At 65.8% G+C, this 14,735-nt stretch carries 12 protein-coding genes; 11 read left to right on the top strand and 1 reads right to left on the bottom strand.

The window, feature by feature from the left end; genetic code table 11:
* Positions 1 to 63: 63 nt before the first annotated feature.
* Positions 64 to 927, bottom strand: a complete 864-nt coding sequence (fba, locus tag Q0629_RS03375; protein ID WP_298778943.1) for a class II fructose-1,6-bisphosphate aldolase — start codon at positions 925 to 927, stop codon at positions 64 to 66.
* Between the two features lie 744 nt (positions 928 to 1,671).
* Here fba and Q0629_RS03380 point away from each other — a divergent pair.
* The 11 genes from Q0629_RS03380 to Q0629_RS03430 all read left to right on the top strand — a co-directional run.
* Positions 1,672 to 2,439: a hypothetical protein gene (locus tag Q0629_RS03380; RefSeq protein WP_298778946.1), complete on the top strand. Its 768-nt coding sequence runs from the start codon at positions 1,672 to 1,674 to the stop codon at positions 2,437 to 2,439.
* Positions 2,440 to 2,618: 179 nt separating this feature from the next.
* Positions 2,619 to 3,629, top strand: a complete 1,011-nt coding sequence (locus Q0629_RS03385) for a galactose ABC transporter substrate-binding protein (protein WP_298778948.1) — start codon at positions 2,619 to 2,621, stop codon at positions 3,627 to 3,629.
* 120 nt (positions 3,630 to 3,749) lie between these two features.
* Positions 3,750 to 5,249, top strand: coding sequence for a sugar ABC transporter ATP-binding protein (locus Q0629_RS03390; RefSeq protein WP_298778951.1), 1,500 nt, complete (start codon positions 3,750 to 3,752; stop codon positions 5,247 to 5,249).
* A 53-nt stretch (positions 5,250 to 5,302) separates the two neighbouring features.
* Positions 5,303 to 6,577: a galactose/methyl galactoside ABC transporter permease MglC gene (gene mglC, locus Q0629_RS03395; protein ID WP_298778954.1), complete on the top strand. Its 1,275-nt coding sequence runs from the start codon at positions 5,303 to 5,305 to the stop codon at positions 6,575 to 6,577.
* A gap of 9 nt (positions 6,578 to 6,586) precedes the next feature.
* Positions 6,587 to 7,603, top strand: a complete 1,017-nt coding sequence (locus Q0629_RS03400; RefSeq protein ID WP_298778956.1) for an aldose 1-epimerase family protein — start codon at positions 6,587 to 6,589, stop codon at positions 7,601 to 7,603.
* An 11-nt stretch (positions 7,604 to 7,614) separates the two neighbouring features.
* Positions 7,615 to 8,811 (top strand): galactokinase, encoded by a 1,197-nt coding sequence (locus Q0629_RS03405; RefSeq protein ID WP_298778959.1) that lies wholly within the window; start codon positions 7,615 to 7,617, stop codon positions 8,809 to 8,811.
* A gap of 33 nt (positions 8,812 to 8,844) precedes the next feature.
* On the top strand, positions 8,845 to 9,834 hold the full coding sequence (gene galE / locus Q0629_RS03410; RefSeq protein WP_298778962.1) for a UDP-glucose 4-epimerase GalE: 990 nt from the start codon (positions 8,845 to 8,847) through the stop codon (positions 9,832 to 9,834).
* Positions 9,835 to 9,836: 2 nt separating this feature from the next.
* Complete coding sequence (locus tag Q0629_RS03415) at positions 9,837 to 11,354, top strand: UDP-glucose--hexose-1-phosphate uridylyltransferase (protein ID WP_298778965.1); 1,518 nt, start codon at positions 9,837 to 9,839, stop codon at positions 11,352 to 11,354.
* Between the two features lie 214 nt (positions 11,355 to 11,568).
* Positions 11,569 to 12,756 carry a galactokinase gene (locus tag Q0629_RS03420; RefSeq protein ID WP_298778967.1) on the top strand — a complete coding sequence of 396 codons (1,188 nt, stop codon included), beginning with the start codon at positions 11,569 to 11,571 and terminating at the stop codon, positions 12,754 to 12,756.
* A 61-nt stretch (positions 12,757 to 12,817) separates the two neighbouring features.
* Entirely contained in the window at positions 12,818 to 14,110 is a 1,293-nt protein-coding gene (locus Q0629_RS03425; protein ID WP_298778969.1) for an NCS2 family permease, read from the top strand.
* A gap of 64 nt (positions 14,111 to 14,174) precedes the next feature.
* A partial coding sequence (locus tag Q0629_RS03430) for an amidohydrolase family protein (RefSeq protein WP_298778971.1) occupies positions 14,175 to 14,735 on the top strand: 561 nt, incomplete at its 3' end.

Genomic DNA, 14,735 nt, shown 5'->3' on the forward strand with positions numbered 1-14,735 from the left:
ACATCTCAGCTCCCTCCGCTATTTTTATATCCTAATCCCTCAAATATCTGCCTGCCCCATCACTTACACGCGGTTGATCGAGCCGAAGAGCTCCATCTTCTCCTTGACTGTCGCCCTGATGGCGTCCATGCCGGGAGCCAGGAGCTTCCGCGGGTCGAAGCCCTTGCTCTGCCGGTCCTTGCCCGCCTCGATGTACTTGCGGGTGGCTTCTGCAAAGGCGACCTGGCACTCCGTGTTGACGTTGATCTTGGATACTCCGAGGGAGATGGCCTCCTGGATCATGGCTGCGGGGATGCCCGATCCGCCATGCAGCACCAGGGGGAGGGAGCCGGTCTTCTTCTGGATGGCGTCGAGCGTCTCAAAGGAGAGGCCCTGCCAGTTGTCGGGGTACATGCCGTGAATGTTCCCGATCCCTGCGGCCAGCATGTCGACCCCAAGCTCCGCGATGACGCGGCACTCCTCCGGGTCCGCGCACTCGCCCATCCCCAGGACGCCGTCCTCCTCGCCACCGATGGTGCCCACCTCCGCTTCGATGGATAACCCCAGGGCGTGGGCCGCGTGGACCAGCTCGCGCGTCTTCTCCAGGTTCTCGGCGATGGGGTAGTGCGAGCCGTCGAACATGATGGAGGTGAAGCCGGCCTTGATGCACTTGTAGGCCCCTTCATAGGTACCGTGGTCCAGGTGCAGCGCGACGGGCACCGTGATCCCCAGGCCCTCGTCCATGGCCCTCACCATCGCGGACACCGTGCCAAAGCCCGTCATGTACTTCCCTGCACCCTCCGAGACGCCGAGGATGACGGGGCTCCTCAGCTCCTCCGCCGTCAACAGGACGGCCTTCGCCCACTCCAGATTGTTGATGTTGAAGTGCCCGACCGCGTAACGTCCCTCCCTGGCCCTCTTGAGCATTTCCGTTGCCGTCGTCAGCATTCTGAAAACCCCTTTTTGCATGAATTTGATTCTTTGAACCAAAAGTTGACTCAGGAAATCAGCGGTTAAACGCTTAAATAAAGTCTGATTGTCGACTTGATCGCTGCGCTTTCATTATAGCATTGCGCGCGAGCTCTCGATGAATGTGGCCTGTGCGCTGCGTTTCGTGCTTTGTTGCGCACTCGCCGCTACCCGTATTGCTTCGGCTGTCCTCCGGCTTGCCAGAGGCCAGGGACAACGACAGGCTGAGCCCTGACGGACAAGACGCTATCCAGAGCGGAGGAGGCCTCACGCCCCCGCGCGCCGTTGGGGCCGAGGGAAGCGCGACCGGACATGCAGAAGGGCAGCACGCCGTCGTATAATTATAGAAAAAATTAAGGAAAGCGAGGTTCAGAGCAATGCTGGTTCTCCTGGTGCTTGCGATCTTCTGGCTGATCCTGTCGCCGTTCCTGATCTTAGGAAAGGTGGGCGATGGAACGGAGCGCCTGGCCGCCGCTTCCGAAATTTCCTAAAAGGGATGGAAACTGATTCGTGGCCGAGGCGGACGCCTTCCCGCACATCCTTCCGAAACTTCCTCTAAGGGGTGGAAACTCACGTCCGGCTACCGGTGCCAGGCCCATAACGCCCTTCCGAAACTTCCTTGTAGAGGAAAGTAAGGGCCGACCTCGTCCGCTTCGTTTATAATGATGGAGAGAGCGCGCCCGCTGCGGCGCGCGTTGGCCGAGGACGAAGGGAGATCGTTTGATGAGGCATTGTACAAGGTTTAGGTCCGTCCTGGCGGCTGCGGCGCTCCTGGCGCTCGCCGCCTTGGGCTGCGCCCCGGCGTCGGCGGTTGAGGTCGTGCAGGACGTTGAGGTCCATCGCGTGATGGGGCGCCTCTACGCTCTGGCTCTTGTAGTGAACCTGTGCCAGGTTGAGTCGGGGCGTGTGGAGCTCCCCGCGACGGCCCGGATCAAGGGATACTTTGAGGGCGACGAGGCGGAGTGGCTGGACTCCGCGCAGGTGGTCGCCGTAGGGCAGGCCTGGTGGGTCGGCGTGCCCGTGGACCGCTACTCCGGCGCAAGGCGCTTCCTGCGGACGGAGGCCCCGGGGCTGGGCGTGATGGAGGCGCCCGGTGGGAGCCCGTGGCTCGGAGGCCCCATGGCGTGGCTTCAGGCGGCGAGCGTCGTGTCGGAGGGCAGGGGGTTTGTCGCAAAGGCGCTTTCCCTGCTCGCTGCCGCCGGCGCGGAGGAGGACGCGAACCGCCTCTTCTTGAGCCCGGACGGCGAGCTCTGGTGGATGAGCCCGGACCTTCGGGAGCCTCACCGCTCCTCGGTGCTCAACCGATGGGGCGTCCGGCCCGCGCCGGAGCTTCACGCTCCCGCTGCCGCGGCGGGAAGCGGCGAGGAGTTCCGGGCCTCCCCCGTCAGCCTGCCGGAGGACATGCACGTGGGCGGAGCGCGGAGCGACGACCTCTCCATCGGGGCGGGGGACGTGATCTTCAACCCCATCCCCAGGGTGAGGTCGGAGTGAGCGGCCCCTCAGGGCAAAAGGGCCTCCACAAAACTGAATTTTGTAGTAAAATTTAAGGACGGAGTTTGTACTTTTCGCACAATTGTCGGGCCTCTTGAGGGCAACGGCCCCCTGCGGGGCCGTAAGGCGTCCGCCGCGGCGGACGAGAGAGCATCATACGACAACGGGAGGGGTTTCTGATGAGGAAGTGGGCTTTATGCGTCGGTATGGTTCTGGTGTTGGGGCTTGCCGTTTCGGCTATGGCTGCGGACGTGCTGGTGGGCGCGTGCATCTACAAGTTCGACGACACGTTCATGACGGGCGTTCGCAACGCCATGACCGCGGAGATGAAGGAGCACAGTGGCTCGCTTGAGATCGTGGACTCCCAGAACCGCCAGCCGGACCAGAACAACCAGGTGGACACCTACATCACGAAGGGCGTCAACGCGCTGATCGTGAACCCGGTGGACCGCACGGCGGCCGCGCCCCTGATGCTCAAGGCGAAGGCGGAGGGGCTCCCCATCGTCTTCGTGAACCGCGAGCCTCAGGAGGAGGTCATGAAGAGCTACGACAAGACCTGGTACGTCGGGGCCAAGGCCGAGGAGTCCGGCACGCTGTCCGGCCAGATCATCGCGGACTACTTCAAGGCGAACAAGGCCGCGGACAAAAACGGAGACGGCAAGATCCAGTACATCATGATCCGGGGCGAGCAGGGGCACCAGGACGCCACGCTCCGCACCGAGTACTCCATCAAGGCCATGAAGGACAGCGGCTTTGAGCTGGAGGAGCTGGGCAGCGACACGGCGAACTGGGACAAGGTGCAGGGCGCCAACAAGATGAGCGGCTTCATCTCCGCCGTGGGGCTGGACAGGATCGAGGCTGTGCTGGCGAACAACGACGACATGGCGCTCGGCGCCATCGAGGCCCTGAAGGCCGAGGGGTACAACGCGGGCGACCCTGCAAAGTTCGTCCCGGTGGTGGGCGTGGACGCCACGGCACCGGCCCTTGAGGCGATGAAGGATGGCTCCATGCTGGGGACGGTCCTGAACGACGCCGTGAACCAGGGCAAGGCCGCGGTGCGCGTCGCCGTGGCCGCTGCGGAGGGCCGCGAGGTGACGAAGGAGTCCATCGGCTACGACGTCACGGACGAAAAGTACATCTGGATCCCCTATCGGAAGGTGACGTCGGAGAACTACAAGGAGTTCATGTAGTCCTGATGTCCTTCCGGCGTTGAAGGCGTTGCGGTAATTTCCGTGCCCCTGCCGGCCTCCGTCGGCGGGGGCGTTTTCTTAAAAGGGGCTCTTGACGCGATGACGTAAGGGGGAGAACCAATGAGCGAATATGTCCTAGAGATGAAGGAGATCACCAAAACGTTCCCCGGAGTGAAGGCCTTGGACGGGGTCTCGCTCAACGTGCGGCCCGGGACGGTCCACGCGCTGATGGGGGAGAACGGGGCGGGCAAGTCCACGCTGATGAAGTGCCTTTTCGGCATCTACTCCCCGGACGGCGGCGAGATCCTCCTGGACGGGACGCCGGTGCGGATCAACTCGGCCCGAGAGGCCATGGACAGCGGCATCTCCATGATCCATCAGGAGCTCCACCCCATCCGGTTCCGGCCCGTCATGGAGAACGTCTGGCTGGGGCGCTTCCCGTCGACCTGCGGCGTGGTGGACCACAAGGCGATGTACGACAGGACGCTGGCCCTGTTCAAGGACCTGGAGCTGGACGTAGACCCCGCCGCGCAGGCCGGCAGCCTGTCGGCGGCCAAGCTCCAGATGATGGAGATCGCGCGGGCCGTCAGCACGAACGCGCGCATCATCATCATGGACGAGCCCACCTCCTCCCTGACGGACCGGGAGACGGAGCACCTCTTCAAGATCATCAACCGGCTGCGAAAGCAGAACATCGCCATCATCTACATCTCGCACAAGATGGAGGAGATCCTCCAGATCGCCGACGAGGTCTCCATCATGCGCGACGGGCGCTACATCGGGACCTGGCTCGCCAGCGAGCTGACCATGGACGGCATCATCCGGCGCATGGTGGGGCGCGAGATGACGGACCGCTTCCCGCCGAAACTCGTCGCGCCGTCGGAGGAGCTGGTGCTGAAGGTGGAGCACCTGTCCTCGCCCCTGAAGAGCTCCTTCCAGGACATCTCCTTTGAGCTGCGCCGGGGGGAGATTCTGGGCATCGGCGGCCTGGTGGGAGCCCAGCGGACGGAGTTCGTGGAGGCGCTCTTCGGGCTCCGCGACGTCGCCTCCGGCACGGTGCTGAAGGACGGAGAGCCCTCCCTGTCCCACTCCCCGCGCGAGGCCAAGGCCCACGGGCTGGCCCTGCTGACGGAGGAGCGGCGGGCCACGGGCATCTTCGGCATCCTGCCGGTGCTGGAGAACACGGTGATCGCGAACCAGAAGCACTACGCGCACCTCGGCGTGCTGAACGACCGTGAGCGGATCGAGGCGGCCTCGGAGTCCTGCGGCGAGCTGAACGTCAAGACGCCCTCCCTGGACACCCTCATCCAGAACCTTTCGGGAGGCAATCAGCAGAAGGTGCTCATCGCCCGCTGGCTCCTGACGAACTCGGACGTCCTGATCCTGGACGAGCCCACGCGGGGCATCGACGTGGGGGCGAAGTACGAGATCTACACCATCATGCTGAGCCAGATCGCCCAGGGAAAGTCCATCATCATGATCTCCTCGGAGATGCCGGAGCTCATGGGCATGTCCGACCGCATCATGGTGATGTGCGCGGGGCGCGTCACGGGGATGCTGAACCGGGACCAGTTCGACCAGGTCGAGATCATGCGCCTGGCGACGCAGTTTTCAAAATAGGGGCGACCGAACGGCCCGCTTGAACACATATCGATTTCGGGAGGTTTATCGAAATGGCGGAAAGACGAATCACACGCGAGAAGTACAACCGTTTCCTGCGGACTTCGGGCGCATCCGTCCTGATCCTTGGCGTCATCCTGAAAGCCGTTCAGGCCCTCCCCGCCCTGAGCGGGATCAAGGAGGCCCTGTCGCTGAAGAGCATCTACGACCTGCCCGTCTTCCTGATGATCATCGGCGCCGTGGTGGCGCTGAGGGGACTGATGGCCGCGCGGAGGCACGACGCCGGCGAGGAGGCGGAGGACGTGGTCCTCTCCCGCAAGTCCTTCGGCACCTTCCTGACGAACTACGCCATCCTGCTGGCCATGCTGGTCCTGGTGCTGGTCATCTGCGTCATCCAGCCGCGCTTCATGCAGGTGCGCGTGGCGCTTGACGTCCTGACGCAGTCCTCGACGCGCCTCATCATCGCCTTGGGCATCTGCTTCACACTCCTGATAGCGGGAACGGACCTCTCTGCAGGCCGCATGGTGGGGCTGGCGGCGGTCGTGTCCACCTCCATGCTGCAGACCGCGTCCTACGCCAACCGCTTCTTCCCGGACATGCCTCAGGTCAGCGTCTGGCTTCCCATCCTCCTGGCGGTGCTGGCCTGCATGGCCTTCGGCGCGCTGAACGGGTTTTTGGTGGCCAAGTACGACATGCACCCCTTCATCGCCACCCTGGCGACGCAGGTCATCATCTACGGCGCCTGTTCCCTCTACTTCGACATGCCGCCCAACAACTCCCAGCCCATCGGCGGCATCCGGCCCGACTTCACGGCCCTGGGACAGATGAAGGTCTTCGCCAGCTCCGAGCCGGGCGGCTTTCCGGGGATATCCATCCTGATCCCCATCGCGGCGGTGATCTGCGTCCTCATCTGGTTCATCCTGAACAAGACCGTGTTCGGAAAGAACGTCTACGCCATCGGCGGCAACCGGGAGGCGGCCGTGGTGGCGGGCATCAGCGTCTTCCGCAACATCATGGGCATCTTCATCCTGGCCTCCTGCCTCTACGGCATCGCGGGGGTGCTCGAAGCGGCGCGCACGGCGGGCGCCACCAACAACTACGGCAACGGCTATGAGCTGGACGCCATCGCGGCCTGCGTGGTGGGCGGCGTTTCCCTGAACGGCGGCATCGGGCGCGTCAGCGGCATCGTGTCGGGCGTCCTCATCTTCACGATCATCCAGTACGGCCTGCAGTTCGTCAACGTTTCCCCCATGTGGCAGCAGGTCATCAAGGGCGTGATCATCGCGGCGGCCGTCGCCATCGACATGACGAAGTACCGCAGAAGGTAGGGGGCGTCCATGGAAGGCCTCAGCATGGAGTCGCTCTACCGGCGCGTCGGTACGGAGGAGCAGCTATACGGCGTCCGGCGCCTCATCCTGGACGAGGGGAACGCCCGGGGCGCAGTGATATACCAGGTGAGCACCGCCGGAGGCCTGGACTTCGACGTCCTGCCGGATAGCGGCCTCGACATTGGACGGCTGCGCTGGCGTGGCGTCAACGTCAACTACATGACGAAGAACGGGTACGACGCCCCCTCCCGCTTCCTGCCCGTCCCGGACAACTTCGACCACACCTTCCCCGGCGGGATGATGTACACCTGCGGGCTGCTTTCCGTGGGGCCCCAGTGTCGGGACGAGGAGGGGGACGGGGAGTTCCACCCCCTCCACGGCCGCTACCACGGGCAGAGCGCGCGGGGGCTCTCGGCCTCCGCGGAGGGAGGCGTCATCCGCGTGTCCGGCACGGTGAGGGAGACGGAGCAGTGGCGCCACAACCTGTCGCTGAAGCGCGTCATCACGGTGCCGGCCTGGGGCAGCGAGCTTTTGATCGAGGACGAGGTCACGAACCTGACGCCGCAGCCCGCCGAGTACGCGCTGCTCTACCACTGCAACTTCGGCTGGCCCCTGCTGGACGCGGACGCGACGCTGGAGTTGCCGGAGGACCGAAAGGTCACCCCGCGCTCGCCCTACGCGGAGGTGGGGCTGGCGGACCAGTGCCGCTGTACTGCGCCCATCGACGGCGAGGAGGAGCGCGTCTACTTCAACGAGGTGCGCCCATCCGGGGAGGACCCCATAGCCCGCCTGATCAACCGGCGGCTCAGGATCGGCGCAGAGCTCTCCTGGTCCCTGGATACGCTGCCCGTCCTCTCCCAGTGGAAGTGCATGAGGAGCGGGGAGTACGTCCTGGCCCTCGAACCCTCCACCTGCTACACGATGGGGCGCCTCGCGGAGCGCCGCCACGGGTCCATGCGGACGCTGGCTCCCTTTGCCTCCGTCCGGACGCGCGTGAAGCTGCGCTTCTTCGAGCCTAAAGATTAGGGGGCGGGGCCATGCAGGACATTCATGACATGTACGGGAGGATGCTCTCCCGGTTTCAGGAGCTCTTTGGAACCGACGGCGGGATCCCGGCGCTCTTCCGCTCGCCGGGCCGGGTGAACCTCATCGGCGAGCACACGGACTACAACGGCGGACACGTGTTCCCCTGCGCCATCTCCCTGGGGATATGGGCCCTTGCGGCGCCCCGGCAGGGGACGGATCGGGTGCGGCTCCACTCCATGAACTTTGAGGCGGACGGGACGACCGAGGCGCCGGCCCGCGGTCTGGAGTACCGGGAGGAGCGGGGCTGGGCCAACTATCCCCTGGGGGTTCTCCGGGTGCTGGAGGAGGCGGGGCATCCGCTGCCTGCGGGGCTGGACCTCCTGTTCTGGGGGAACCTGCCGGGAGGTGCGGGGCTGTCGTCCTCCGCCTCCATCGAGGTGCTGACGGCCCGCGTCGCGGACGGCCTGTTCGGAATGGGGCTCCAGGGCGTCGAGACGGCGCTTCTGGCCCAGAGGGCGGAGAACGACTTCGTGGGCATGAAGTGCGGCATCATGGACCAGTTCGCCGTCACCATGGGCAGGCGAAACTGTGCCGTATTCCTGGACTGCGCGACACTGGACTTCAAGCTCGTGCCCCTGAACCTGGACGGCTTTCGCATCGTCATCGGCAACACCAACAAGCCCCACGTCCTGGCCGGGTCGGAGTACAACCTGCGGCGGGCCCAGTGCGAGGGCGCACTGGAGGACCTGCGTCGCGTGCGGCCCGTCAAGGCCCTCGGGGACCTGACGGAGCCGGGGTTCAAGTATCTGTCGGGCATCATCCGCAACCCCGTGAACCTGCGGCGCGCCCGCCACGCCGTCACGGAGAACCAGCGCACCCTTCGCGCCGTCGCGGCCCTGGAGGTGTCGAACCTGGCGGCGTTCGGGCAGCTGATGAACCAGTCTCACGTTTCGCTGCGGGACGACTACGAGGTGTCCTGCCCGGAGCTGGACGCGCTGGTGGAGCTGGCCTGGCGGCAGCCTGGCGTGGTCGGCTCGCGCATGACGGGGGGCGGGTTCGGGGGCTGCACGGTCAGCATCGTGGAGAGCTCGCGCGTGGAGGACTTCGTCCGGGACGTGGGGGCCGGCTACGCGAAGGCCACAGGCCTGCGCGCCGACTTCTACGAGGTGGACGCGGCGGACGGAGCGGGGCGGATGGAGCGTCCCTGACGCTTTTGCCTGTGGGAAGGACGGGTGGATGACATGGCGATTCTGGTCTGCGGGGGGGCCGGCTACATCGGCTCCCACAACGTGCGCGCCCTGCTGGACCGCGGCTCTGAAGCCGTGGTGGTGGACAACCTGTGGACGGGGCATCGTCCGGCGGTCCCCGACGGGGTCCCCTTCTACGAGGGGGACGTCCGCGACGCGGCCCTGATGGACAGGATATTCTCTGAGCATAAGATCGAGGCGGTGCTGCACTTCTGCGCCTGCTCCCTGGTGGGAGAGAGCGTGGAGAAGCCCCTCTTGTACTTCGCGAACAACGTGGGAGGGATGCAGTCCCTGCTGGAGGCCATGGCGCGCCATGGGCTGCGGCAGATCGTGTTCTCGTCCTCGGCGGCCGTGTACGGCGAGCCGAGCCGCGTGCCCATCCTCGAGGACGACGAGACGAAGCCCACGAACCCCTACGGCGAAACGAAGCGCGTGATGGAGCGCATGATGCACTGGGTCGGGGAGCGACACGGCATCCGGTACGTGTCCCTGCGGTACTTCAACGTGGCGGGGGCGTGGCACGACGGGAGCCTGGGCGAGGACCACCGGAACGAAACGCACCTGGTGCCCATCATCCTTCAGGTGCCGCTGGGGCGACGGGACTGCGTCACGGTGTTCGGCGACGACTACCCGACGCCGGACGGGACCTGCATCCGGGACTACGTCTACATCGAGGACCTGGCTCAGGCGCACCTGATGGCGCTGGACTACCTGGCGAAGGGCGGCGAGAGCCGTATCCTGAACCTGGGCAGCGGCGACGGCTACTCGGTGATGGAGATGATCAACGCTGCCCGGAGGGCCACGGGGCGGGACATCCCCGTGAAGGTGGGGCCCCGCCGCGCAGGGGACCCGGCGCGGCTGGTGGCGGACAGCGCCCTGGCCGGAAGGGTTTTGGGCTGGCGCCCCCAGGTGACCTCCATGGAGGACATCATCGCCTCGGCCTGGCGCTGGCACAGCGCCCACCCTCAGGGCTGGGGGAATTAGCCATGCCGGCAGCGGACGTGGACGTCAACCGCGAGCTGAACCGGCTGGTGCGCTTCGCCCTCCTGCAGGGGCTGATCGAGGCGGAGGACGCCGTCTGGGCCGCCAACGGCCTCATCGGGGAGCTGGGCCTCCCGGACCTGCGGGCGGAGCCCGTTACGGACGACCTGCTTCCGGAGTCATCGCCGGACGGCATCCTGGAGCGCATCCTGGACTGGGCGGAGGCTGCGGGGATCATCGAGGGTGGACCGGAGGAGCGGGACCTGCTGGACACGCGGCTGATGGGCGTCCTGACGCCGCGGCCCTCGGACGTCGTCAAGAGGTTCCGCGCTCTGTACCGAACCTCCCCCCGTGGGGCAACGGACTACTTCTACGGTCTGGGCGTCGCCTCGAACTACGTCCGCTCGGCCCGCACGGCGCGGAACATCCGGTGGCGGACGAGGACGGACTTCGGGGAGCTGGACGTCACCATCAACCTGTCGAAGCCGGAGAAGGACCCGCGGGACATCGCGAGGGCGGGGAAGGCCCCCGCGAGGGGCTATCCGCGGTGCCTCCTGTGCCGTGAGAACGAGGGCTTCTTCGGCCATCCGGGGCACCCGGCACGGCAGAACCTGCGTCTGATCCCCCTGGACCTGCGTCAGGGCCAGAGCTGGTTCCTGCAGTACTCGCCCTACAGCTACTACGACGAGCACTGCATCGTCCTGAACGGAGAGCACGTCCCCATGGCCATCACGCGGGAGACCTTCGAGAACCTGCTGCGGTTCCTGGACCTCTTTCCGCACTACTTCGTGGGGTCCAACGCGGACCTGCCCATCGTGGGCGGCTCCATCCTGTCCCACGACCACTACCAGGGCGGCCGCTTCGTCTTCGCGCTGGACCGGGCGCAGGTGGAGCGGGAGTACCCGGCGCGGGACAGCGTCGCCATGGGGCGCGTCAACTGGCCCATGTCCGTGCTGCGCCTCACCTCCTGCGAGGCCGCGCCGCTGATCGATGCGGCCTGCGGCGTCCTGGAGGCCTGGCGGGGCTGGAGCGCTCCGGAGGTGGGCGTGCTGTCCCGGACGGGGGATGTGCCCCACAACACCGTCACGCCCATCGCGCGGCGACGGGACGGGCGCTACGAGCTGGACCTGGTCCTGCGCAACAACCGCACGAGCCCGGAGCACCCCCTGGGGATATTCCATCCCCACGCGGACGTGCAGCACATCAAGAAGGAGAACATCGGCCTCATCGAGGTGCTGGGCCTGGCCATCCTGCCCCCGCGCCTGAAAGGGGCCCTGTCGGAGATGGCGGAGGCCTGGCTTCGGGGTGAGGCGGACCTCTCCGCCCACCCGGCTCTGGCGGCGCACGACGCCTGGTATCGGGGCCTGCGGGAGCGCCATGCGGGCCTGGAGGCGGGGGAGGTGCCGGGCATGTTCCGCGATGAGGTGGGGCACGTGTTTGCGCGGGTCCTCAGCGATTGCGGGGTCTTCAAGCGGGACGATGCCGGGCTGGAGGCCTTCGACCGGTTCGCCGAAGCGCTTTAGCGTTCCTTTTGGGGAGAGCGTCGGAATTGCCGGCGTTCTCCCCGATTTTTTCTCCCGATTCACTTTGCGTTTTCAGGTGGAAAGATGAGGCTACGGTAGGCGTTTGCCCTTCGGATGTGTCATAATAAAGGGACTTTTTTGCGGGCCCTTCCACGCCTGCGGGCGGGGAAGGGATTTTTGGGTTAGCCTATCCTGGAGGAGAGCTAGTCGTTTTATGGAGATCAAGGCCGTCTACGAGAAGATGCTGCCCCGCTTTCGCGAGCTGTTCGGAGAGGGGGAGCCGACGCTGTACTTTGCCCCCGGTCGCGTCAACCTGATCGGGGAGCACACGGACTACAACGGAGGGCACGTCCTGCCCTGCGCCATCTCCCTGGGGATATGGGCCCTTGCGGTCCGGCGCGACGGGGACAGGGTCCGCGTGGGGTCCATGAACTTCGACGACAGGTCGCCGACGGAGACGGGGCGCAGCGGCATCGAGCGCCGCGCGGAGTGGGGCTGGGCCAACTACCCCCTGGGAATGTTGAGCACGTTGGAGGCGCACCACTACCCCATCCCCTCCGGCCTGGACATCCTCTTCTGGGGCGAGCTGCCCGTGGGGGCGGGGCTCTCGTCCTCGGCCGCGCTGGAGGTGCTGACCGCGTGCGTCGTCAACGACCTGTTCGGCCTTCGCATCGACCGGCTGAACATGGCGATCATGGGGCAGGAGATGGAAAACCGGTTTATAGGGACCCAGTGCGGCATCATGGACCAGTTCGCCGTCAGCATGGGACGGAAGGGCTGCGCCGTGCTGCTGAACTGCGCCGCCCTGACCCACCTCTACGCGCCCCTCTACATCACGGGCTATCAGATCGTGATCGCGGACACCAACAGGCGTCAGGCGGCGGGGCGCGAGAACTACAACCTGCGCTGCCGGCAGTGCGAGGCGGCCTGTGAGGCCATCCGACGCGTGCGCCCCATCCGGACGCTCTACGAGCTGTCGGCAGAGGACTTCAACAGGCTGGAACGCGAGATCCCGGACCCGGTGAACCGCCGACGCGCCCGCCACGCCGTCACGGAGAACCAGCGCACCCTGGACGCGGCCAGGGCCCTGAGCCTGGCGGACCTGCGCACCTTCGGCCTCCTGATGCGGGCCTCCCACCTGTCCCTGCGCGACGACTACGAGGTCACCTGCCCGGAGCTGGACGCGCTGGCGGAGCTGGCGTGGCGTCAGCCGGGGGTGATCGGCGCGCGCATGACGGGAGCGGGCTTCGGAGGCTGTACGGTCAACGTCGTGGAGCGGCATCTCGTGAGCCGCTTCATCCGCGACGTCGGCGCGGGCTACGAGTTGCAGATGGGCTGCGCCCCCAGGTTCTACGTGGCGGACGCGGCGGACGGCGCCGCGAAGGTACGGTTGCCCAAATAGGTGGCAGAGCTGCGCCTCTGACCCGCCTTTTGATCTTCATCTGAGAAAAGGGGTTATTCAATTGAAGTTCCTGGATCGCTTTTTCAATATCTCCGGGCGCGGCAGCAACCTTCAGACGGAGGTCGCCGCGGGGCTCACGACGTTCATGACGATGTCCTACATCCTGGTGGTCCACCCGTCCTTCATGGCGAACGGCGCGGGAATGGACCGCATGGCCTGCGTGGTGTCCATGGCGCTCGTGTGCGGCGCTGTCACCCTGTTCATGGGGCTCTACGCCAACCTGCCCTTCGCCCTGGCCACGGGCATGGGCGGCAACGCCTTCTTCGCCTTCACGCTGGTGAAGGACGGCATCGTCACGTGGCAGGTCGGGATGGGGATGGTGTTCCTGTCGGGGGTGGTCTTCGTCCTGCTGACGGTCCTCGGCATCCGCGAGGTCATCGTCAAGCTCATGCCGCGCTCCATCAAGCTGGCCATCGGCGCGGCGGTGGGCATCTTCATCGCGCAGCTGGGGCTGAAGAGCGCCGGGATCCTGGTCGTTGACAAGGCCATGCGGTTCGGCGACCTGCACAACGCGGGGACGCTGCTCTCCGTCATCGGGCTCTTCATCGTGACGGCCTTCATGTCCTTCCGGGTGCGTGGGGCGCTCTTGTGGAGCATCATCCTCACCTCCATCATCGGCATCCCCATGGGCATCACGAAGCTGCCCACCGCCTGGGTCGCCATGCCGGTGAGCCTGGAACCGCTGTTCCTGAAGCTCGACGTCCTGGGGGCGCTGCACTGGCAGTACATTCCCTTCATGTTCACCTTCTTCGTGGGGGACTTCTTCTCGACGCTGGGCACGGTGCTGGGCGTCGGCGCCAAGGCCGGGCTCCTGGACGAGAACGGCGACCTGCCGGACATCGGCAAGCCCTTCCTGGTGGACGCCATCGGGACGGTGGTGGGCTCTATCTTCGGACTGACGACCGTCACGACCTTCGTGGAGTCGGCTGCGGGCGTGGAGGAGGGGGGTAAGACGGGCATGACGGCCGTCGTCACGGCGCTCTGCTTCTTCGCCATGCTGCTGTTCGTCCCACTGATCTCCTGCGTGCCCTCCCAGGCGACGGCCCCCGTGCTGATCATCATCGGTCTGATGATGATGCCGGCCGTCCAGGGCATCAACTTCAAGGACTTCACGGAGTCCTTCCCCGCCTTCATGACCATCCTGATGACGGCCTACCTGGGTCTGGCCAACGGCATCAGTTCGGGCATCCTGTGCTACACTGCGGCGAAGGTGCTGTCCGGCCGCGGCCGCGAGCTGCACTGGGGCACGTACCTGCTGTGCGTTCCCCTGATCGCGTACTTCCTGAACCTGTAGCGCCGGCTGCGAACGCACGACAGCGCTTTGAGATAAGACTTTGGTAACGATTTCGGAGGCAATCATGCAAATTCATCCAAAGGATCGGGGACGGCTGGTGGATGCGGCGATGGGGCGTATTCCCTGCGACCTCCGCATCCACAACGTCAAGCTCTTCAACGTGTTTACCTGGGAAACCTACGAGGCCGAGGTGGGGATCGTCGACGGCTTCATCGCGTGCGTTTCCGCGGACCCGGACGGCGAAGGGGGCCGCTTTGAGATCGAGGCCCACGAACGCTACGACGGATGGGGGCAGTTCCTGATCCCCGGCTTCATCGACAGCCACCTGCACATCGAGAGCAGCATGATGACGCCGGCCCACATGGCGGAGGCCGTGCTGCCCATGGGGACGACGACCCTCATCACGGACCCCCACGAGGTGGCCAACGTCGGCGGCGTGGAGGCGGTGGCCTACATGCTGGCGGCCAGCGAGGACCTGCCCATGCGGTTCTACGTGTTGGCGCCCTCCTGCATCCCCTCTGCGCCCGGGCTGGAGAACGCAGGAGCCTCCTTCGGGGCGGCAGAGGTGGAACGCCTGATGGCCCACCCCAGGGTGCTGGGCGTCGCGGAGCTGATGGACTACCCT

Origin of the sequence: uncultured Fretibacterium sp., assembly GCF_938030725.1 — a bacterium.
Taxonomy (GTDB): Bacteria; Synergistota; Synergistia; order Synergistales; family Aminobacteriaceae; genus Fretibacterium.